15 protein-coding genes and 1 rRNA gene are annotated in these 20,487 nt (G+C 72.0%); 9 read left to right on the top strand and 7 right to left on the bottom strand.

The genetic code is table 11. The features are described from left to right. The first annotated feature begins 153 nt into the window (after positions 1-153). Positions 154-270 (top strand): 5S ribosomal RNA (gene rrf, locus ACZ516_RS06000). A gap of 90 nt (positions 271-360) precedes the next feature. Here the strand turns inward: rrf and ACZ516_RS05995 are convergent. From ACZ516_RS05995 to ACZ516_RS05975, 5 genes are read right to left on the bottom strand one after another with little or no spacing between them, the layout of a single operon-like run. Continuing rightward, positions 361-1,671, bottom strand: a complete 1,311-nt coding sequence (locus ACZ516_RS05995) for a DUF58 domain-containing protein (protein ID WP_469008687.1) — start codon at positions 1,669-1,671, stop codon at positions 361-363. Beyond that, a complete protein-coding gene (locus tag ACZ516_RS05990) occupies positions 1,671-2,678 on the bottom strand; it encodes an AAA family ATPase (RefSeq protein ID WP_469008685.1) in 1,008 nt (335 codons plus the stop codon). Before ACZ516_RS05990 ends, ACZ516_RS05995 begins: the two co-directional genes overlap by 1 nt. Next, the gene (locus tag ACZ516_RS05985) at positions 2,675-4,138 is read right to left on the bottom strand and encodes a DUF4350 domain-containing protein (RefSeq protein ID WP_469008684.1); all 1,464 of its coding nucleotides are present in this window, start codon (positions 4,136-4,138) and stop codon (positions 2,675-2,677) included. The genes ACZ516_RS05990 and ACZ516_RS05985 overlap by 4 nt, the downstream gene beginning before the upstream one ends. Next, positions 4,135-4,836, bottom strand: coding sequence for a DUF4129 domain-containing protein (locus tag ACZ516_RS05980; RefSeq protein ID WP_469008683.1), 702 nt, complete (start codon positions 4,834-4,836; stop codon positions 4,135-4,137). The genes ACZ516_RS05985 and ACZ516_RS05980 overlap by 4 nt, the downstream gene beginning before the upstream one ends. Positions 4,837-4,864: 28 nt before the next feature. Next, a complete protein-coding gene (locus ACZ516_RS05975; protein ID WP_469008681.1) occupies positions 4,865-6,190 on the bottom strand; it encodes a glycerophosphoryl diester phosphodiesterase membrane domain-containing protein in 1,326 nt (441 codons plus the stop codon). A 174-nt stretch (positions 6,191-6,364) separates the two neighbouring features. On the opposite strand from ACZ516_RS05975, the gene mtnA reads away from it, so the two are divergent. The 7 genes from mtnA to ACZ516_RS05940 all read left to right on the top strand — a co-directional run bounded on the left by mtnA (position 6,365) and on the right by ACZ516_RS05940 (position 15,510). Beyond that, complete coding sequence (gene mtnA / locus ACZ516_RS05970; RefSeq protein WP_469008680.1) at positions 6,365-7,510, top strand: S-methyl-5-thioribose-1-phosphate isomerase; 1,146 nt, start codon at positions 6,365-6,367, stop codon at positions 7,508-7,510. Positions 7,511-7,930: 420 nt separating this feature from the next. Further along, complete coding sequence (gene mtrA / locus ACZ516_RS05965; protein ID WP_198502768.1) at positions 7,931-8,620, top strand: two-component system response regulator MtrA; 690 nt, start codon at positions 7,931-7,933, stop codon at positions 8,618-8,620. A 1-nt stretch (position 8,621) separates the two neighbouring features. Continuing rightward, entirely contained in the window at positions 8,622-10,754 is a 2,133-nt protein-coding gene (gene mtrB, locus ACZ516_RS05960; RefSeq protein ID WP_469008678.1) for an MtrAB system histidine kinase MtrB, read from the top strand. Continuing rightward, complete coding sequence (locus ACZ516_RS05955) at positions 10,729-12,636, top strand: LpqB family beta-propeller domain-containing protein (protein WP_467464964.1); 1,908 nt, start codon at positions 10,729-10,731, stop codon at positions 12,634-12,636. The genes mtrB and ACZ516_RS05955 overlap by 26 nt, the downstream gene beginning before the upstream one ends. Before the next feature lie 115 nt (positions 12,637-12,751). Beyond that, positions 12,752-13,537, top strand: coding sequence for a ComF family protein (locus ACZ516_RS05950; protein WP_469008677.1), 786 nt, complete (start codon positions 12,752-12,754; stop codon positions 13,535-13,537). A gap of 339 nt (positions 13,538-13,876) precedes the next feature. After that, a complete protein-coding gene (hpf, locus tag ACZ516_RS05945) occupies positions 13,877-14,569 on the top strand; it encodes a ribosome hibernation-promoting factor, HPF/YfiA family (RefSeq protein WP_469008676.1) in 693 nt (230 codons plus the stop codon). Between the two features lie 197 nt (positions 14,570-14,766). After that, a complete protein-coding gene (locus ACZ516_RS05940) occupies positions 14,767-15,510 on the top strand; it encodes a response regulator transcription factor (RefSeq protein ID WP_358587497.1) in 744 nt (247 codons plus the stop codon). Here the strand turns inward: ACZ516_RS05940 and ACZ516_RS05935 are convergent. Together ACZ516_RS05935 and ACZ516_RS05930 are read right to left on the bottom strand one after the other, a co-directional pair. After that, positions 15,503-16,666, bottom strand: coding sequence for a winged helix-turn-helix domain-containing protein (locus ACZ516_RS05935; RefSeq protein ID WP_361076369.1), 1,164 nt, complete (start codon positions 16,664-16,666; stop codon positions 15,503-15,505). The genes ACZ516_RS05940 and ACZ516_RS05935 overlap by 8 nt on opposite strands. A 51-nt stretch (positions 16,667-16,717) precedes the next feature. After that, a complete protein-coding gene (locus ACZ516_RS05930) occupies positions 16,718-17,290 on the bottom strand; it encodes a GNAT family N-acetyltransferase (RefSeq protein WP_358587502.1) in 573 nt (190 codons plus the stop codon). Between the two features lie 222 nt (positions 17,291-17,512). On the opposite strand from ACZ516_RS05930, the gene secA reads away from it, so the two are divergent. Beyond that, on the top strand, positions 17,513-20,350 hold the full coding sequence (gene secA, locus ACZ516_RS05925) for a preprotein translocase subunit SecA (RefSeq protein WP_358587504.1): 2,838 nt from the start codon (positions 17,513-17,515) through the stop codon (positions 20,348-20,350). Positions 20,351-20,487 lie beyond the last annotated feature (137 nt).

The following is a 20,487-nucleotide window of genomic DNA, read 5'->3' as shown; positions in this document are numbered from 1 at the left end:
AGATCTGGAAGCCCGGTAACGGGTGGAGGTGACTGGTACTAATAGGCCGAGGGCTTGTCCTCAGTTGCTCGCGTCCACTGTGTTGGTTCTGAAACCACGAACAACCCCGTATGTCGGGCCACGACTGCGGTGCGGTTGACAGTTTCATAGTGTTTCGGTGGTCATAGCGTGAGGGAAACGCCCGGTTACATTCCGAACCCGGAAGCTAAGCCTCACAGCGCCGATGGTACTGCAGGGGGGACCCTGTGGGAGAGTAGGACGCCGCCGAACTAATTTTGATAAAGCCTCAGGCCCTGGACATTGTCCGGGGCCTGAGGCTTTTTTGCGTTCAGGGAGTTTCAGTTGCACCCCGGGGCGTTCCTAAAGGCGGCCGGCTGCCTTCAGAGAGAGGTATGCGTCGGCCAGGGCGGGAGCCAGGTTCTCGGGGGTGGCGTCCACGACGGTGACGCCGTGGCGGGTGAGTTGTTCCGCCGTGCGGTTGCGTTCCGATCGGGCCTGAGCCGTTGCTGCCGCTTCATACACCGCTTCCGCCGTTCCGCGTGCGGAGGCCATTTTCTCCAGGTGAGGGTCGGCCACGGAGGCGACCAGGACCTTGTGTCGCCTGGTGAGGCGGGAAAGCACGGGCAGGAGCCCCTCTTCGATGGGCGCCCTGTCGAGGCTGGTGAGCAGCACGATCAGGGAACCGCGGGGCGCTGTGCGCAGGGCCGTCGACGTCAGGCCTCGGGCGTCGGTCTCCAGGAGTTCCGGCTTCAGCGTCGCCAGGGCGTTGACCAGGGAGGGAAGGACGTCCCCTGCTGAGCGGCCCTGGACGAGGGCGCGTACTCGGCGGTCGTACGCGAGGAGATCCACGCGGTCCCCGGCCCGGGAGGCCAGCGCGGCCAGGAGCAGCGCGGCGTCCATGGAGGCGTCCAGGCGCGGGGTGTCGCCGACGCGGCCCGCCGAGGTGCGGCCCGTGTCGAGGACGAGCAAGATGTGCCGGTCGCGCTCCGGGCGCCAGGTGCGGACCGCGACGGCGGACTGGCGGGCCGTGGCGCGCCAGTCGATGGAGCGGGTGTCGTCGCCCGGGACGTAGTCGCGGAGGCTGTCGAACTCGGTGCCCTGGCCGCGTGTCAGCACGCTGGTGCGGCCGTCGAGTTCCCGTAGGCGGGCCAGTTTGGAGGGGAGATGCTTCCGGCTGGTGAAGGGCGGCAGGACACGCACCGCCCAGGGGACCTGGTGGGAGCCCTGGCGGGCGAAGAGACGCAGGGGGCCGTACGAGCGGATGGTCACGCGGTCGGAGTGGTGGTCGCCGCGACGGGTGGGGCGCAAGGTGGTCGTGACGCGGCGGCGTTCCCCGGCCGGGATCGTCAGCTGGTGGCGGGGCTCCGTGCCGTCGGTGCCGGGCTGCCGGCTGCTCGGGGGCCAGGCGTCGCGGAGGTGGGCGCGCAGGGGGCGGGCCGAGGGGTTGGTGACGGTGAGTTCCACGTCGGTGGTCTGGCCCAGGCGTACGGAGGTCGCTCCGGAGCGGGTCAGGGTGAGGCGGCGTACGGGGGCGGCCAGGGCGGCGTCGCAGGCGCAGGCCAGGGCCAGCGGCGTGTTGACGGCGAGGATGCCGGTCCAGCTGGGGTCCCAGAGGCCCACGGGGAGGCTGCCGAGGGCCGCCAGGAGGGCCGCGCGTCCGGTGAGGGCCATCAGCGGGGCACCGGGACGCGGGTGAGGGTCGCGTTGATGACGGAGTCCGCGGTGATGCCCTCCATCTCCGCTTCCGGGCGGAGCTGGACGCGGTGGCGGAGTGTGGGCAGGGCGAGGGCCTTGACGTCGTCGGGGATGACGTAGTCGCGGCCGGTGAGCCAGGCCCAGGCGCGTGCCGTGGAGAGGAGCGCCGTGGCGCCTCGGGGGGAGACGCCGAGGGTGAGGGAGGGGGATGCGCGGGTCGCGCGGCACACGTCCACCACGTAGGCGGTGATCTCGGGGGAGACGGAGGTCTCGGCGACGGCTGTGCGGGCGGCCTCCAGGTCGGCGGGGCCCGCCACGGGGCGTACGCCGGCGGCGCGCAGGTCGCGGGGGTCGAAGCCGTCGGCGTGGCGGGTGAGGACGTCGATCTCGTCCTCGCGGGACGGGAGGGGCACCGTCAGTTTGAGGAGGAAGCGGTCCAGCTGGGCTTCGGGGAGGGGGTAGGTGCCTTCGTGCTCGACGGGGTTCTGGGTCGCCGCGACGAGGAAGGGGTCGGGGAGGGGGCGGGGCGTGCCGTCGACCGTGACCTGGCGTTCCTCCATCGCTTCGAGGAGCGCGGACTGGGTCTTGGGCGGGGTGCGGTTGATCTCGTCGGCGAGGAGGAGGTTCGTGAAGACCGGGCCCGGCTGGAAGGAGAACTCCGTGGTGCGGGCGTCGTAGACGAGGGAGCCCGTGACGTCGCTCGGCATGAGGTCGGGGGTGAACTGGACGCGTTTGGTGTCGAGTTCGAGGCTTGCGGCGAGGGCGCGGACGAGCAGTGTCTTGGCGACCCCCGGGACCCCCTCGAGCAGGACATGGCCGCGGCAGAGAAGGGCGACGACGAGGCCGGTGACGGCGGGGTCCTGGCCGACCACGGCCTTGGAGATCTCGGCGCGCAGGGCTTCGAGGGAAGCGCGTGCGTCGCGGGGAGCTCCGGCGGGCCCGGTGGCGGTGGCGGGCCCGTTGTCAGTGGTCGGGTCCATCATGAGTGGCGTACCTCACTTTCGAGGGCGTCGAGTCGGTCGACCAGGGCGATGAGGGCTGCGTCGTCGCCCGGTGGCGGACCGAAGAGAAGGGGGTGTGGGTCGTGGTCGAGGGCGCGAAGGCGCGTGGACAGTGCCGGGATCAGCGTCTGTGGCGTGTGGGCCTGGGCGGGGGGCACGCCGACGAGGGGGGCGAGGCGGGCACGGGTGGCGGCGCGCAGGGCCTCGGCCGCGCGGTCGCGGGCGTTCGCCTTGGCATACAGGCGGGCCCGGCCTTCGACCGTCTCTGAGGCGCGGATGGCGACGGGCAGGCGTTCGACGACGAGGGGGCCGAAGCGGCGGGCGCGCCACAGGGCGGCGAGTACGGCGGCGACGGCCAGTTGCAGGGTGCCCCATCGCCAGCCGGAGGGGATCAGGTCGAAGAAGCCGCGGCGCTCGGAGTCGGTTGCCGTCGCGTCGTCGGCGAGGGAGGGCAGGTACCAGACCAAGTGGGGGCGGGAGCCGAGGAGTTGCAGGGCGAGGGAGGCGTTGCCCTGCTGGTCGAGGCGGTCGTTGTAGAGGATGTCGGGGGCGCCGAGGACGACGGTGTCGCCCTTTCCGTGGGGGGCGGGGAGATGGAGCAGGCTGGGCAGGCCGTCGCTGGGGTAGCAGGCCTCGGCGTTCGGGGCGGAGGTGTCGTAGCGGATGCCGCCGATGTCGGCGGGGCCCGCTCGGCGGGCGGCCGGGAGGGAGCAGGCCGGGGAGAGGGTGGAGCGCTCGGCGGGCGTGGCGTGCGCGGTGACCCCCGGGGCGAGGGCCTTGAGGGATGGAGTGCCGGGGGTGACGAGGACGGTCCGGCCCCCGGAGTCCTTGGTGGCGGTGCGCAGGCGGGCGCGCCGGCCGTCGGTGAGCAGGTCCGGGTCGGCGACGAGGAGGGTGGTGTCGGGACCGGCCGCTGCTCGGGCCGCTCGGTCGGTGGTGACCACGCGGGTGGACACGCTCTGCTCGGCGAGGAGTTCGGCGAGGGCCCGGCTGCCGTGGGGGGCGGCGGAGCGCGGGTCGAGGCGGCCGTGTTCGCCGCCGGAGCGGAGGGCGGCCATGACGACGGCCGCCGCCAGGAGGGCGAGCAGAGCGAGGACGACGCCCCGGGAGCGGCTCCAGAGCTGACCGGGCGTGGACGCGACCGAGGTGGAGGACGTGGGGGCGTCGGGCTGCCGCGGCTCGGTGGGGTCGGGGGAGCCGTCCGCTCGGTGGCCCTCCCGGTGTCGCTGCTCGGTGGTGGGGCGTGCGGCGGCCTGAGGTGGCTCGGTGGGGTGGGGGGAGTCGGCCGCTCGGTGGCCCTTCGGGTGTTGCTGTTCGGTAGCGGGGCGTGCGGTGGCGTGGGGCGGCTCGCTCAGGCCGGGGGAGCCAGCCGCTCGGTGGCCCCCCGGGTGTTGCCACTCGGCGGCGTGGGGCGGTTCGGTCGGGTCGGGGGAGCCGGTCATTTGGTGGCTCCGTGGGGGGTGCTGGGCGGGGTGGGGTGGGTGTTGGCGGTCAGGGTCGGCTTGGTGTGTTCCAGGTCGTGGTCGAGTTCGGTCAGGCGGAGGTACGCGGGCTCGTCGGCGGTGCGGCCGCCGTACGTGACGTCGTCGAACTCGTGGGCGGCGGCGCGCAGTCGGCCGGTGTGGGCGGGGAGGGTGCGGCCCGCTTCCGCCGCGGCCTCGTCGGCGGTGCGGCCGGGGCGCGGGTCGAGGAGGGCGCGTTCCTCCAGGGCGCGGACGAGGGCGCGCATGCGTTCCTGGACGGCCTGGTTCCAGTGGCCCCGGGCGGCGTGCGCGGCGGCGGCCGCTCGGTGTTCGGCGGCGCTGCGGGGGCGGTCGTCGAAGAGGGGCGGCGTCCCGGCGGGGGTCCGGGTGGGGGTGCCGAGGCGCCACCAGAGGGCGACGCCGAGGAGTACGGCGGCCAGGACGATGACGAGGAGGCCGAACCCGCCGCCCGGGGTGGCCCCCGAGGCGGCGGTGAACAGGTCGTCGACCCAGGACCAGAAGCGGTTCAGGGCGCGCTGGAGGACGCCGGGGTCCTGCTCGTGGTACATCGGCTTGGACAGTTCGCGCTCGGCGGCTTCCCGCGCGGGGTCGCGGGGGATCGTCACCGGCGGGTCGTCGCCGGCGCGCGGCAGGAGCGGTGCCGCTCCGAATCCCATGAGCGTTGCCCCCGCCGCGGTCACCGCATCAGCTCCCCGGTGTGCCGGACGGGCCGGGGCCCTGGCCGGGCAGACCGGCGGCGCGGGCGAGTTCGAGGTCGAGGGCCTCGCGCCGGATCCGCTGGTCGATGTAGAGGAGCACGGTGACGCCGGCCGTGATGGGGAACGTCAGCATGGAGCCGATCACGGAGCCGACGCCGCTGATGATCAGGAACGTCCAGCCCAGTTCGCCGGTGTGGTCGAGGAAGCCGGTGATGCCTTCGCCGCTGAGCGCGCCGGCGAGGAAGGTGAACGGGATGACGATGATCGACGCCACGATGTTCGCGATGACGGCGGCGAGCAGCTGGATGCCGAAGACGCGCCACCAGGAGCCGCGGACCAGCTTGGCGGAGCGGGTCAGGGACTTCCGGACGCTCTGCTTCTCCAGCATCAGCGCGGGGGAGGCGAGCGAGAAGCGGATCATGAGCCAGATGGCGGCGACGCCCGCGGCGAGGCCGCCGAGGACGGCGAGGCTCGCCCCGGCGTCGGAGGCGCCGCCGACCGCGATCAGGAGGCCGGGCAGGATGCCGACGGCGATCACCGTGGCGCCGATGAGCGGGATGAGCAGGGTCAGGCCGAACAGCTTCGCCAGCTGGGGGCGGGAGTCCTGCCAGGCCTCTGCCGCCGTCACGGACCTGCCGAGCACCGCGCGGCTGGTGACCATGGTGAGCAGGGCCGTGGCGACGATCGTGCCGAGCAGGGTGATCACGAGGACCACTCCGGAGTTCAGCATGGTGTCGCCCATGGCGCGGGTCAGTTCGCCGACGGTCGCGCTCGGGTCGTCGAGGGCGTCGGTGTCCACCGACTCGTTCAGGACGAGTCCCTGGAGGAGGACGACGACGATCTCCGTGAGCACGGCGACGGTCAGGGAGATGCCGAGGACCGTGCGCCAGTGGGCGCGCATCGTGGACACGGCGCCGTCGAGGATCTCACCGACGCCGAGCGGGCGGAGCGGGATGACGCCGGGCTTGGCGGCGGGCGGCGGGCCCTGCCAGGCGCCCCAGCCGGGGTAGCCGCCACCGGGACCGCCGGGGGCTCCGGGGCCTGCCGGGGGGCCGCCGTGGGGGCCTTGGCCCCATCCCCAGCCGCCGCCCTGGCCGGGCGGAGGGGGCGGAGGCGGCGGGGTCGGGCCGGAGGTGCCGGGCGGGGACCATGCGGCGGGCGGCGGCTGCTCCTTGGACCACTTGGACGGGCCGCTTTGGCGGCCTGCGTCCGCGGGCTCGGCGGCGTCCGGCTTGCCGGTGTCCGGCCCGTCGGAGTCCTGTCCGTCGGAGGGGGCGGATCCGGGCGAAGCCCAGCCCGGAGAGTCGTTCATCGTCGCTCCTTCACGGTGCCCGTCCGCGGGTGCGGCGGCAGGTTGCCAGCCATCGTGCCACGGGGCACCGGCGGGGTGACCGGGTGCCGCAGGGGTGGGACACCCCCGGACAGCGGCGGGACACCTTCACGGGACACCTTCAATTGTCCGCCGGGTACGGGGCAGACTGGGCGGATGGCTGATCAGTACGCGCAATCCGGCGAGGACATACGGCCGACCGAGGCCCCGACGATTCCCGCGATCCGCTGGGAGGAGCCACCCGAAGGCCCCGTACTGGTCCTCCTCGACCAGACCAGGCTGCCGGGCGAGGAGAGCGAGCTGGTGTGCACCGACCCACCGGCTCTGGTGGAGGCGATCCGCGCGCTCGCGGTGCGCGGGGCACCGCTGCTGGGCATCGCGGGGGCGTACGGCGTCGCGCTCGCCGCGGCCCGCGGTTTCGATGTGGACGAGGCGGCGGACGCGCTGGCGGGGGCGCGGCCCACCGCGGTGAACCTCGCCTACGGCGCCCGCCGGGCCCAGGCGGCCCACCGCACGGCCGTGGTGAGTGGCGCGGGGCCCGAGCGGGCGGCCGGTGCCGCGCTGGAGGCGGCGCGGGCGCTGCACGCCGAGGACGCCGGGGCCAGCCGGCGGATGGCGGCCCACGGCCTGGCGCTGCTCGACGAGCTGCTGCCGGGCGGCGGGCACCGGATCCTGACGCACTGCAACACCGGGGCGCTGGTCTCCGGTGGGGAGGGCACGGCGTTCGCGGTGGCCCTGCGGGCGCATCGGGCGGGGAGCCTGCGCAGGCTGTGGGTGGACGAGACGCGGCCGCTGCTCCAGGGGGCGCGGCTCACGGCGTACGAGGCGGCGCGCAACGGCATGGCGTACACGCTGCTCACGGACAACGCGGCGGGTTCGCTGTTCGCGGCCGGGGAGGTGGACGCGGTGCTGATCGGTGCCGACCGGATCACGGCCGACGGTTCGGTGGCGAACAAGGTGGGGAGCTATCCGCTGGCGGTGCTCGCGCGGTATCACCACGTGCCGTTCATCGTGGTGGCGCCGGTGACGAGCGTGGACCTGGACACCCCGGACGGAGCGTCGATCGAGGTGGAGCAGCGGTCCGGCCATGAAGTGACGGAGGTCACGGTGCCGCATGTGCCGATGATCGGGACGGAGGCAGGAGGCGGTATCGCGGTGGCCCCGTTGGGGACGCAGGCGTACAACCCTGCGTTCGACGTGACACCGCCGGAGCTGGTGACGGCGATCGTCACGGAGGAGGGGGTCCTGTCGCCGGTGACAGCGGAGGGTCTCGCGGAGCTGTGCGGCAGGCGCGCGGGGTGACCGTCGGCTGACCGGATGCCCCGGTGCCGGGCAGGGCCCCGGCTCCGGGCCGGTCCGGGGCCGTCCGACGGGAGGGGATGGAGCGCGGGGGCGGGGGCGGAGTGCGGGAACGGCGACGCGCTGCGGGCGGCGGCGGGACGGTGCCGGGGCGGGCTCGGGGAGGCCGGCTCAAGATCGGGATCGTCCCGGCGGGTGCCGTGGCGGTGCCCGGCCGGGTGCTTCTTGGCTTGTTTCGTACCCCTGATCCGGCCGGTTTGCTGTCGGTCGGCTCGGGGCGAGGTGTCACGGGTGGACCCGCCCGGCGTCCGTTACCGACCTCGGCCGCGGTCGGCCACCGCAGACAGTGATGCCCCGATACGACTATCGTCACAGGTCAGTGACCTCTCTCACCAGCACCCCAGTCACTGTTACGAGAATGGGATGATGTCAGGCATGAAGGGACGAGTCCTTGTCGTCGACGACGACACCGCACTGGCCGAGATGCTCGGGATTGTGCTGCGTGGTGAAGGTTTTGAGCCGTCGTTCGTGGCTGATGGCGACAAGGCGCTGGCCGCCTTCCGGGAGGCCAAGCCCGATCTCGTGCTGCTCGATCTGATGCTGCCGGGCCGCGACGGCATCGAGGTGTGCCGCCTGATCAGGGCGGAGTCCGGGGTGCCGATCGTCATGCTCACCGCCAAGAGCGACACCGTGGACGTGGTGGTCGGTCTGGAGTCGGGGGCGGACGACTACATCGTCAAGCCCTTCAAGCCGAAGGAGCTGGTGGCCCGGATCAGGGCGCGGCTGCGCCGCTCGGAGGAGCCCGCGCCGGAGCAGCTGGCCATAGGTGACCTGGTCATCGACGTGGCGGGGCACTCCGTCAAGCGGGAGGGGCAGTCGATCGCGCTGACGCCGCTGGAGTTCGACCTGCTGGTGGCGCTGGCGCGCAAGCCGTGGCAGGTGTTCACCCGCGAGGTGCTCCTGGAACAGGTCTGGGGCTACCGGCACGCGGCGGACACCCGGCTGGTGAACGTGCACGTGCAGCGGCTGCGCTCCAAGGTCGAGCGGGACCCCGAGCGGCCGGAGATCGTGGTGACCGTCCGGGGTGTCGGTTACAAGGCCGGACCGAGCTGACATGTCCCGGGACAGTTCCTCCTCGGCGCCCGGCGGTGCAAGGGCTCGTTCGGGGCGGACTGGACCGGCGCGGCACGGGTCACGGTTCGGGCGGCTCGCCGACGGCGGGCTGCTGTTGCAGGGCGGCGTGCAGGGCAGCCCCGTGCTGCGGCTCTTCGCCCGCTGGGTGCGCAGGCCGCTGCTGCCCGCGGTACGGCTGTGGCGGCGCAACATCCAGCTGAAGGTCGTCGTCACGACCCTCCTGATGTCGCTCGGCGTGGTCCTCATGCTGGGCTTCGCCGTGCTCAGCTCGGTGAACAACGGCCTGCTCAAGGCCAAGGTGAAGGCTTCGCAGAGCCAGGCCGACGGCGGCTTCCGGGCCGCCCAGGACAGTGTCAACGCCGCGCGGCAGAGCACCGAGCAGGGCCAGGGCCCCGACGGCAGCACGGTCGACGGGCGCAACGCCGCCATGTGGATGTCCGACCTCGTCGAGCAGCTGTCCAGCGGTGGCCAGAACGCGTTCGCCGTGGTGACGCTGACGTCCACGAGCGACGCGGGCAGCGTCCGCGGTTCGCGGGCCTCGGGCGGTGTGGAGCCGATCCTGAGCGTGCCGGAGGAGCTGCGCGGGCAGGTCGACAAGGGCTCCGAGGTCCTCCAGGCCAATACGCGCATCGTCTACGACGACGGACGGGAGCCGCAGCCCGGCCTCGTGATCGGCAAGCGGCTCAACGACCTCAACGGCGATCCGTACCAGCTGTACTACCTCTTCCCGCTGACGCAGGAGGAGGAGTCGCTCAACCTCGTCAGGACCACCCTCGCCACCGCCGGGCTCTTCGTCGTCGTGCTCCTGGGCGCCATCGCCTGGCTGGTGGTGCGCCAGGTGGTCACGCCCGTGCGCATGGCCGCGGGGATCGCCGAGCGGCTGTCCGCCGGGCGCCTTCAGGAACGTATGAAGGTGACCGGGGAGGACGACATCGCGCGGCTCGGTGAGGCGTTCAACAAGATGGCGCAGAACCTCCAGCTGAAGATCCAGCAGCTGGAGGAGCTGTCGCGGATGCAGCGGCGGTTCGTGTCCGACGTCTCGCACGAGCTGCGCACGCCGCTCACGACCGTGCGGATGGCCGCCGACGTCATCCACGAGGCGCGGGTGGACTTCGATCCGGTGACGGCGCGCTCGGCGGAGTTGCTCGCCGACCAGCTGGACCGGTTCGAGTCGCTGCTCGCGGACCTGCTGGAGATCAGCAGGTTCGACGCGGGGGCGGCCGCGCTGGAGGCGGAGCCGATAGACCTGCGTGAGGTCGTCCGCAGGGTCGTCGGCGGCGCGGAGATGCTCGCCGAGCGCAAGGGCACGCACATACGGATCGTCGGGGACGAGCAGCCCGTGGTCGCGGAGGCCGATGCCCGGCGCGTGGAGCGGGTGCTGCGCAATCTCGTGGTCAACGCCGTGGAGCACGGTGAGGGCAAGGACGTCGTGGTGCGGCTCGCCGCGGCGGGCGGCGCGGTGGCGGTCGCGGTGCGGGACTACGGCGTGGGCCTCAAGCCCGGCGAGGCGACCCGGGTCTTCAGCCGCTTCTGGCGGGCGGACCCGGCACGCGCGCGTACCACCGGTGGTACGGGCCTCGGGCTGTCCATCGCCCTGGAGGACGCCCGGCTGCACGGCGGGTGGCTCCAGGCGTGGGGCGAGCCGGGGGGCGGCTCGCAGTTCCGGCTGACGTTGCCGAGGACGGCGGACGAGCCGCTGCGAGGTTCGCCGATACCGCTGGAGCCCGACGACTCGCGGCGCCACCGCGGCCTGAACGACGCCGGGCTGCCGCTCGGGGGCGGCAACAAGCTCGCGACCGTGCCCGCCCAGCCGTCCGCCGTCTCCGAGAGGGTGTCGCCGTCCATGCCCGGCAAGGGCCCGATGGCCCCCCGGTTCGCGCGGACCGGCGCCGTGGACCCGACGGCGCTGCCCGGCAGCGGCTCGCGGGTCGTGCCACGCAGGCCGGTGGACGACGGTGTGCCGGACGGAGACGGCGCGCCGGACGGAGACGTGGTGGCAGGCGGTCCCGAAGCGGCCGCGGAGGCACAGCGCCCGGCGGGTGATCCGCGGCAGGCGGCGCCCGAGGGCGAGGCGGGTTCGGCGAAGGATGGGGAGAGCACGCGTGGGCGCTGACCGACAGGCACGCGTGGGCGCCGACCGGCAGGGGCGCGACCGCCGTGGACGCCGGGGGCGTCCGCTGCGCACCGGGCTGCTGCTGGGCGGCTGTGCGGCCCTCCTGGCCGGCTGCGCCGCGATGCCCGACAGCGGGAACCTGGAGTCCGTGGACGCCTCGCAGCGGCCCGACTCCCGCCCGCAGGTCCGGGTCTACGCGATGCCGCCGCGCGAGGGCGCCCGGGCCGTGGAGATCGTGCAGGGCTTCCTGGAGGCGCTGACCAGCGACGATCCGCAGTTCGCGATGGCACGCAAGTATCTGACGAAGGACGCGTCGAAGCACTGGAACCCCGAGGGGTCCACGACGGTGCTCGCGGACGGCCCGAACACCGACGCGGGCAACGCGGGCAACGACGTGGAGGGCAGCCGGCGGTTCGCGCTGACCGGCCGGCAGGTCGCACGGGTGGACGAGCAGCACGCGTACCGGCCCGAGGAGGCGTCCTACAGCCAGAGCGTGCACCTGAGCCAGGTGCGGGGGCCCGGGGGCCGCAAGGAGTGGCGCATCGACAAACCGCCGCCGGGAGTGGTGCTCGGCGAGTCGGACTTCCAGCGCATCTACCGGTCCGTCAACAAGTACTACTTCGCGGGCCCTTCGGGGGCGGGCGCGAACGGCCGGACGGGTCTCGTCGCCGACCCCATCTACATCCGGCAGCGGATCGATCCGCTGACGCAGACGGTGAAGGCGTTGCTGGCGGGGCCGACCAACTGGCTCGACCAGGTGGTCGAGTCGAGGTTCCGCAGCGGTACGCGGCTCAAGGACCCCCGGGCGTCGCTGACGCCGGACGACCAGAACCGGCTGACCGTGCAGCTGAACAAGCAGGCCGACGACGCCAGCCAGACGCGGTGCCGGGAGATGGCGGCGCAACTGCTGTTCACCCTCCAGGACCTGACGCCCTCGGGGGTGGAGCAGGTCACGCTCCAGAGGTCCAACGGTTCGATGCTCTGCGTCCTGAGCCAGAACCACGCCCAGAGCGTCGCGGCGCACCGCGGCGCGGAGCGGCCCGACTACCAGTACTTCATCGACGAGAAGCACCGCCTGGTGCGGATGCCGGCCAATGCCGGGAGCACCGCGGACCCGGAGCCGGTGAACGGCATCCTCGGCACCGGCGACCAGCCGCTGCGCTCGGCGGCGGTCTCGCGCGACGAGAAGCGGGCCGCCGGGGTGTCGCTCGACGGGAAGTCGCTGTACACCGGGTCGCTGTTCCTGGAGGACACGCTCGGTAAGGCGCAGGTGCGCAGCAAGGCCAAGGCGGAGGAGGACCGCCTCTCCACGCCCAGCTGGGACGGCAGGGGCGACCTGTGGGTGGCCGACCGCGACCCCAAGCGGCCGCGGCTGCTCTGGCTGGAGCGGGGCGAGGGCCACGCGGTGCAGGTCGAGGTGCCCGGACTCGACGGGCGTATCGAGGCGGTACGGGTGTCGGCCGACGGCGTGCGCATCGCACTGCTGGTGGAGAAGGACGACAAGACCTCGCTGTGGATCGGCCGGGTGGAGCGCGGTGAGCGGGGCGAGGGCGAGCGGCCGCGGATATCGGTGCTCGACCCCACCCAGGCCGCGCCGCGGATGGAGCGGGTCACCGCCATGTCCTGGGCCGGGGGCAGCCGCCTCGTGGTGGTCGGGCGGGAGTCCGGCGGGGTGCAGCAGATGCGGTACGTCCAGTGCGACGGGTCGGTGCTCTCGGGCACCACGCTGCCGGGGCTGACGGGCGTCAAGGAGATCGCGGCCTCCGAGAGCGAGCAGCAGCCGCTGGTGGCGCACTCGGACGACGGGATCGTACGGCTGCCGGCGGGATCGCAGTGGCAGACGGTGGTCAAGGAGGGGTCGGCTCCGGTCTACCCGGGGTGAGGGCGGCCCCGGCGTGGGGGCGCGGGTCGCGGGGTCGGGGGATCGCGTGAGAGTTATCCACAGGCGCTTGTCCACAGGGCTGGTGGCGCCGGTCGCCCGTTGGCACAGTGGGGTCATGCGGGGGTGGTGGCGGGATCTGACCGACCTGGTGCTGCCGGCCGAGTGCGGGGGCTGCGGACGGCTTCGCGCGGTGCTGTGCGCCGAGTGCCGGGCGGCGCTGTGCGGGAGCGTGCCGTGCCGGGTGCGGCCGGTGCCCGAGCCGGACGGACTGCCGGTGGTGCACGCGGCGGCGCCGTACGCGGACGCGGTGCGGGCCGCGCTGCTCGCGCACAAGGAGCGCGGCGCCCTGGGGCTCGCGGGACCCCTGGGCGAAGCGTTGGCCAGAGCTGTGCTCGCCGGTCTGCGGGCGGAGGGCGGGAAACGGGGTGATACGGGCGCGGGTTCCTGGGTAGACGGCACGCACGGTGGCTCACAGGGGCGTGCGGTGCCGTTGTCGCTCGTCCCCGTGCCGTCGGCGCGTGCCTCGGTGCGGGCGCGTGGACATGACCCGGCGCGGCGGATCGCGCTCGCCGCGGCGGGTGAGCTGCGACGAGCGGGGATCCCGGCGCGGGTGCTCGCGGTGCTGCGCCAACGGCGTGCGGTGGCCGATCAGTCGGGGCTCGGCTCCCGGCAGCGGCGGGCCAATCTGGCGGGCGCCCTGGAGGTGACCGCCGGGGGCGGCCGACTGCTGGCGGGGTCCGGCCGGATCGTGGTCGTGGACGACCTGATGACCACCGGCGCCTCATTGGCGGAGGCCGCGCGCGCAATACGTGAACAGTACAGAGAAAACGGCATGCGGCCGGAGGTCGGTGCGGCCGTTGTCGCCGGGCCTCCGGATTCTTTCGGAATAAACCGGAACTGATGGAGAAGTTGTGTCGTTGCAGGTGGTGAGAGGACTGATACACCTGAATGGAGGTACGTAGCAGTAGAGGGTGACGACATCCGTCCGGGCGAGATATGTTCGGTTGTGAGGAATGGCGAACGCCGCGCCTCGCATATCGGAATGCCGGTCCATGCCGGTCCAAAGGGTTCGCGGATCTTGGATTCGCGCAATCACCCGGACCGGTGGGGTGGAGATCTTGCCCGCGGGGGAGGAGGAGGTGGACGTCACCGAGTCCGAGGCCCCGGAAGTCACCGGGGTCTGGTGCAAAAGGGAGATGCTCCGCCGCTGAAGCGGAGCGATCCGGGAACGGAGTTCTGCGTGGACATCGTCGTCAAGGGCCGCAAGACCGAGGTGCCCGAGCGGTTCCGCAAGCACGTGGCCGAGAAGCTGAAGCTGGACAAGATCCAGAAGCTCGACGGCAAGGTGATCAGCCTCGACGTCGAGGTGTCCAAGGAAACCAACCCGCGTCAGGCCGACCGTTCCGACCGCGTGGAGATCACCCTCCGCGGGCGCGGACCCGTGATCCGCGCGGAAGCCGCGGCGGCCGATCCGTACGCGGCGCTGGACCTGGCCACGGCCAAGCTCGACGCCAGCCTGCGCAAGCAGCACGAGAAGCGCCACAACCGGCGTGGCAACGGCCGGCTCTCGGCCGCCGAGGTCGCCGAGCGCGTCCCGGATGCGGCGACGCTCAACGGGGACGGCACCCTCGCGCGTGACGAAGAGCCCGACGGTGTACCGGTCAAGAAGATCGGCTCGCTGGAGATCCAGGGCGAAGGCCCCCTCGTGGTCCGCGAGAAGACGCACGTCGCGGCCCCCATGTCGCTCGATCAGGCGCTCTATGAGATGGAACTGGTCGGACACGACTTCTACTTGTTCGTCGACTCCGAATCCAAGGAACCCAGCGTCGTCTACCGGCGGCACGCCTACGACTACGGCGTCATCCGCCTCAACACCGACCCGATGGTCGCCAACGCCGAGACGGCCGGTGCCGGTGGGGCCCTCGGCGGCTGACCCGCCGCCCCCCTGACCGCCGTCATGGTGCCCCTGGAGCGCGTGTGCGCCCCCCAGGGGCACCCTCGTGCGACCAGTGCGCGCACCGCACCGGCTCCGGACGTGAAATCATGGGCCCGCCGGTCAACCGGCGTGCTGCCGCCCGGGGTTGGCGCAGCACCGGCACAACAGGCCACGGCCTTCATGGGGGAGGAACGATGGCGGACAGCTTCGGACCGATGCGTCACGAGGATGCCGCGGACGGCATCGGCATCGGATCGGAGGCGGGCACCCCGCGCAAGGAGCCCATTCGGGTCCTTGTCGTGGACGACCACGCCCTCTTCCGCCGCGGCCTGGAGATCGTCCTCGCCGCCGAGGAGGACATCCAGGTCGTCGGCGAGGCCGGCGATGGCGCCGAGGCGGTGGACAAGGCCGCCGACCTGCTGCCCGACATCGTGCTGATGGACGTCCGCATGCCCAAGCGCGGCGGCATCGAGGCGTGCACCTCCATCAAGGAGGTGGCACCCAGCGCCAAGATCATCATGTTGACCATAAGCGACGAGGAGGCGGACCTCTACGACGCGATCAAGGCGGGCGCCACCGGATACCTCCTCAAGGAGATCTCCACGGACGAGGTGGCCACGGCGATTCGCGCGGTGGCCGACGGGCAGTCGCAGATCAGCCCGTCGATGGCCTCGAAGCTGCTCACCGAGTTCAAGTCGATGATCCAGCGCACCGACGAGCGCAGACTCGTGCCCGCGCCGCGCCTGACCGACCGTGAACTGGAAGTCCTGAAACTCGTCGCCACGGGGATGAACAACCGCGACATCGCCAAAGAGCTGTTCATCTCCGAGAACACCGTGAAGAACCACGTGCGCAACATCCTGGAGAAGCTGCAACTGCATTCCAGGATGGAGGCCGTGGTGTACGCGATGCGGGAGAAGATCCTGGAGATCAGGTGAGGGCGCGCACCAGCTCGGCCGTCAGCTCCGGACGGTTCACCCGCTCCACCCGTACGGCATCGCAGCCGACCCAGGACGCCGCCTCCAGGAGCGCCTGGGCCATCGGCGCCACCGCCTTCGGGGAGTCCAGCGAGACCTGCCTGGCCACCAGCGTGCTGCCCTCGCGCGCGGGGTCGACCCGGCCCAGGAGCCTGCCGCCGGCGAGCAGGGGCATCGCGAAGTAGCCGTGTATCCGCCTGGGCTTGGGCACATAGGCCTCCAGGCGGTGCGTGAAGCCGAAGATCCGCTCCGTGCGCGCCCGCTCCCAGATCAGGGAGTCGAAGGGGGACAGCAGCGTCGTGCGGTGCCGGCCGCGGGGGGTCGTCTCCAGCGCCTTCGGGTCGGCCCAGGCCGGCTTGTCCCAGCCCTGGACCGTCACCGGCACCAGACCCGACTCCGCGACCACCGCGTCGAACTGCTCGCCCTTCAGGCGGTGGTAGTCGGCGATGTCCGCGCGCGTGCCGACGCCCAGCGCCTCGCCGGCCAGGCGCACCAGGCGGCGCAGGCACTCCGTGTCGCTCAGGTCGTCGTGCAGCAGCGCGTCCGGGATGGCGCGCTCCGCCAGGTCGTACACCCGCTTCCAGGAGCGGCGCTCGGTGCACACCACCTCGCCGTACATCAGCGCGCGCTCGACGGCGATCTTCGCATCCGACCAGTCCCACCACTCGCCCTTGTTCTTCGCGCCGCCCAGCTCGGTGGCGGTCAGCGGGCCCTCGGCGCGCAGTTGTGCGACGACCTGGTCGTAGGCGCCGTCGGGCAGGTCGTGGTGCCAGTGGGGGCGGGTGCGGTAGGCGCGGCGGCGGAAGGCGAAGTGCGGCCACTCCTCGACGGGCAGGATGCACGCGGCGTGCGACCAGTACTCGAACGCGTGGGTCTGCGTCCAGTACGCCGCCTCGACCGTGTCGCGGCCGACGGCGCCGAGGCGGGCGTAGGGGACGAGTTCGTGCGAGCGGGCCAGCACGGAGATCGTGTCGAGCTGGACCGCGCCGAGGTGACGCAGCACGCCCCGCACACCGGAGCGGCGGTCGGGTGCGCCCAGGAACCCCTGGGCCCGCAGGGCGATGCGGCGGGCTTCGTCGGCGGAGAGGTCGATCACGGGGCGCGGCAGGCTCGTCATGGTCGAAACGATAGGCGGCGGCACTGACAGCCGGGCGGGGATCTCGACCCCTCAGGTTCGCGCCGGCAGGTAGGGCCGCGCGGACGGCAGACCGAGGTCACCGGGGAGCAGGGCGCCCACCCAGCCGTCCCGGAGGGTGCCCTTGTTCAGCAGGCTCGCACGGAGCACGCCCTCGACGGTGAAACCGGCCTTCTCCACGACGGCCCGCGACCCGTGGTTGCCGACCTCGGCGCGCCATTCGAGGCGCGGGCAGCGCAGTTCGGTGAAGGCCCAGCGGGCGAGAGCGAGCACCGCCTCCGTCATGTAGCCCTGCCCCCGGTGCTCTTCGGCCGTCCAGAAGCCGACCTCCCAGGCGCCCGAGTGCGGGTGGTGCAGGCTGGTCGCGGCGAGCAGCGGGCCGCCGTCCCGGGGCCGTACGGCGAAGGTGTACTCCGAGTCGCCCCGCCAGCCGTCGGGGACCATGCGGTGGACGAAGTTCTCGGCGTCCACGCGCGCGTACGGCGAGGGAATGGTGGTCCAGCGCTGGATCTCGGGGTCCTGGCAGGCCGCGTGGACCTCGTCGATGTCGCGCGGGGTGAAGGCGCGCAGGCTCAGGCGGTCGGTCGTGAGGGTGACGGGCTCCATCAGGAGATGATGCGGGGGGCGCCGTTCCGGGGGCCAGTGTTTTTGCCGGCCCGGTGTGGTCAGCACGTACCGGCCGCACATGCCACCCGGCACCTTCGGCGCCCCTCGGCCGTTGACCTCAGAGCAGACCTCCCGGCGCGGGCGGGTCCTCGCATACGATGACCGTTGCCCGACGAGTAAAACCGACCATGCCAGGCCCGACCGGCAAGGAGACCAACCCCCGTGTCCGTCCTCTCGAAGATCATGCGTGCAGGCGAAGGCAAGATCCTGCGCAAGCTGCACCGCATCGCGGACCAGGTCAACTCCATCGAAGAGGACTTCGTCAGCCTCTCCGACGCCGAGCTGCGCGCGCTGACCCAGGAGTACAAGGAGCGATACGCCGACGGCGAGACGCTCGACGACCTGCTGCCCGAGGCCTTCGCGACGGTCCGTGAGGCCGCCAAGCGCGTCCTGGGCCAGCGGCACTACGACGTCCAGATGATGGGCGGCGCCGCGCTGCACATGGGCTATGTCGCCGAGATGAAGACCGGTGAGGGCAAGACCCTCGTCGGCACGCTGCCCGCGTATCTGAACGCCCTGTCAGGCAAGGGCGTCCACCTGATCACGGTCAACGACTACCTGGCCGAGCGCGACTCCGAGATGATGGGCCGCGTCCACAAGTTCCTGGGCCTGAGCGTCGGCTGCATCCTGGCCAACATGACGCCGGCCCAGCGCCGTGAGCAGTACAACTGCGACATCACCTACGGCACGAACAACGAGTTCGGCTTCGACTACCTCCGCGACAACATGGCGTGGTCGCAGGACGAGCTGGTGCAGCGCGGCCACAACTTCGCGATCGTCGACGAGGTCGACTCGATCCTGGTCGACGAGGCCCGCACGCCGCTGATCATCTCCGGCCCCGCCGACCAGGCCACCAAGTGGTACGGCGACTTCGCCAAGCTCGTCACCCGCCTCACCAAGGGCGAGCCCGGCAACCCCCTCAAGGGCATCGAGGAGACCGGGGACTACGAGGTCGACGAGAAGAAGCGCACCGTCGCCATCCACGAGTCCGGCGTGAGCAAGGTCGAGGACTGGCTGGGCATCGACAACCTCTACGAGTCGGTGAACACGCCGCTGGTGGGTTACCTCAACAACGCCATCAAGGCCAAGGAACTCTTCAAGAAGGACAAGGACTACGTCGTCATCGACGGCGAAGTCATGATCGTCGACGAGCACACCGGCCGTATCCTCGCCGGCCGCCGCTACAACGAGGGCATGCACCAGGCGATCGAGGCGAAGGAAGGGGTGGACATCAAGGACGAGAACCAGACCCTCGCCACCATCACCCTCCAGAACTTCTTCCGCCTCTACAAGCGCGAGGGCTACGACAGCGGCCTGTCCGGCATGACCGGTACGGCGATGACCGAGGCCGCCGAGTTCCACCAGATCTACAAGCTGGGCGTCGTGCCGATCCCGACGAACCGGCCGATGGTCCGCGCCGACCAGTCCGACCTGATCTACCGCACCGAGGTCGCCAAGTTCGCCGCCGTCGTCGACGACATCGCGGAGAAGCACGAGAAGGGGCAGCCGATCCTGGTCGGCACCACCTCCGTGGAGAAGTCGGAGTACCTCTCGCAGCAGCTCTCCAAGCGGGGCATCCAGCACGAGGTGCTCAACGCCAAGCAGCACGACCGTGAGGCCACGATCGTCGCGCAGGCCGGCCGCAAGGGCGCCGTCACGGTCGCCACGAACATGGCCGGCCGTGGTACGGACATCAAGCTCGGCGGCAACCCCGAGGACCTCGCCGAGGCCGAGCTGCGCCAGCGCGGTCTCGACCCCGTGGAGCACGTCGAGGAGTGGGCGGCCGCGCTGCCCGCCGCCCTGGAGAAGGCCGAGCGGGCCGTCAAGCAGGAGTTCGAGGAGGTCAAGGCCCTCGGCGGGCTGTACGTCCTCGGCACGGAGCGCCACGAGTCGCGCCGGATCGACAACCAGCTGCGTGGTCGTTCCGGACGTCAGGGCGACCCGGGCGAGTCCCGGTTCTACCTCTCGCTGGGCGACGACCTGATGCGGCTCTTCAAGGCGCAGATGGTCGAGCGCGTCATGTCGATGGCCAACGTCCCCGACGACGTGCCGATCGAGAACAAGATGGTCACGCGCGCCATCGCCTCGGCCCAGTCGCAGGTCGAGCAGCAGAACTTCGAGACCCGCAAGAACGTCCTCAAGTACGACGAGGTCCTCAACCGCCAGCGCGAGGTCATCTACGGAGAGCGTCGCCGCGTCCTGGAGGGCGAGGATCTGCAGGAGCAGATCGCGCACTTCATGGACGACACCATCGACGCCTACATCGCCGCCGAGACCGCCGAGGGCTTCGCCGAGGAGTGGGACCTGGACCGGCTGTGGGGCGCCTTCCGGCAGCTCTACCCCGTCAAGGTCACCATCGAGGAGCTGGAGGACGCGGCGGGCGACCGCGCGGGCCTCACCGCCGAGTTCATCTCCGAGTCCATCAAGGACGACATCCACGAGCAGTACGCGGCGCGGGAGCAGCAGCTCGGCTCCGACATCATGCGTGAGCTGGAGCGCCGGGTCGTCCTGTCGGTGCTCGACCGCAAGTGGCGCGAGCACCTCTACGAGATGGACTACCTCCAGGAGGGCATCGGCCTGCGGGCCATGGCGCAGAAGGACCCGCTGGTCGAGTACCAGCGCGAGGGCTTCGACATGTTCAACGCCATGATGGACGGCATCAAGGAGGAGTCCGTCGGCTACCTGTTCAACCTGGAGGTCCAGGTCGAGCAGCAGGTCGAGGAGGTCCCCGTCGAGGACGCGGCCGCCACCTCGCTCACCAAGGACGGCGCGCAGGACGCGGTTCCGGCCGGCGCCGGGGCGCGCCCCGAGATCCGCGCCAAGGGCCTGGAGGCTCCGCAGCGCCCCGACCGCCTGCACTTCCAGGCGCCGAACGCCGAGGGCGGCGTGGACGAGGGCGACTTCACCACGGACGGTTCCGGGGTGCGGTCCGAGGCGGACGGGATGACCCGCGCGGAGCGCCGCAAGGCCCAGAAGGGCGGGCGTCGCCGCAAGAAGTGAGGCGCGCTGTCGCGGTGACCGGGCGTCGACCCGGTTTGGTCAGGTTGCCCCGGGCGGCCTGACCGGGCCGGGCGCGGGCTGGTTCGAGGGGCCGGGGATTTCTCCGGCCCCTTTGTCGTGGGGGACCGGCCCCTTGT

This window comes from Streptomyces sp. NPDC034037, assembly GCF_055575715.1.
Note: the sequence above shows the minus strand (reverse complement) of the source record. Positions and strands in the feature narration are given on the sequence as shown.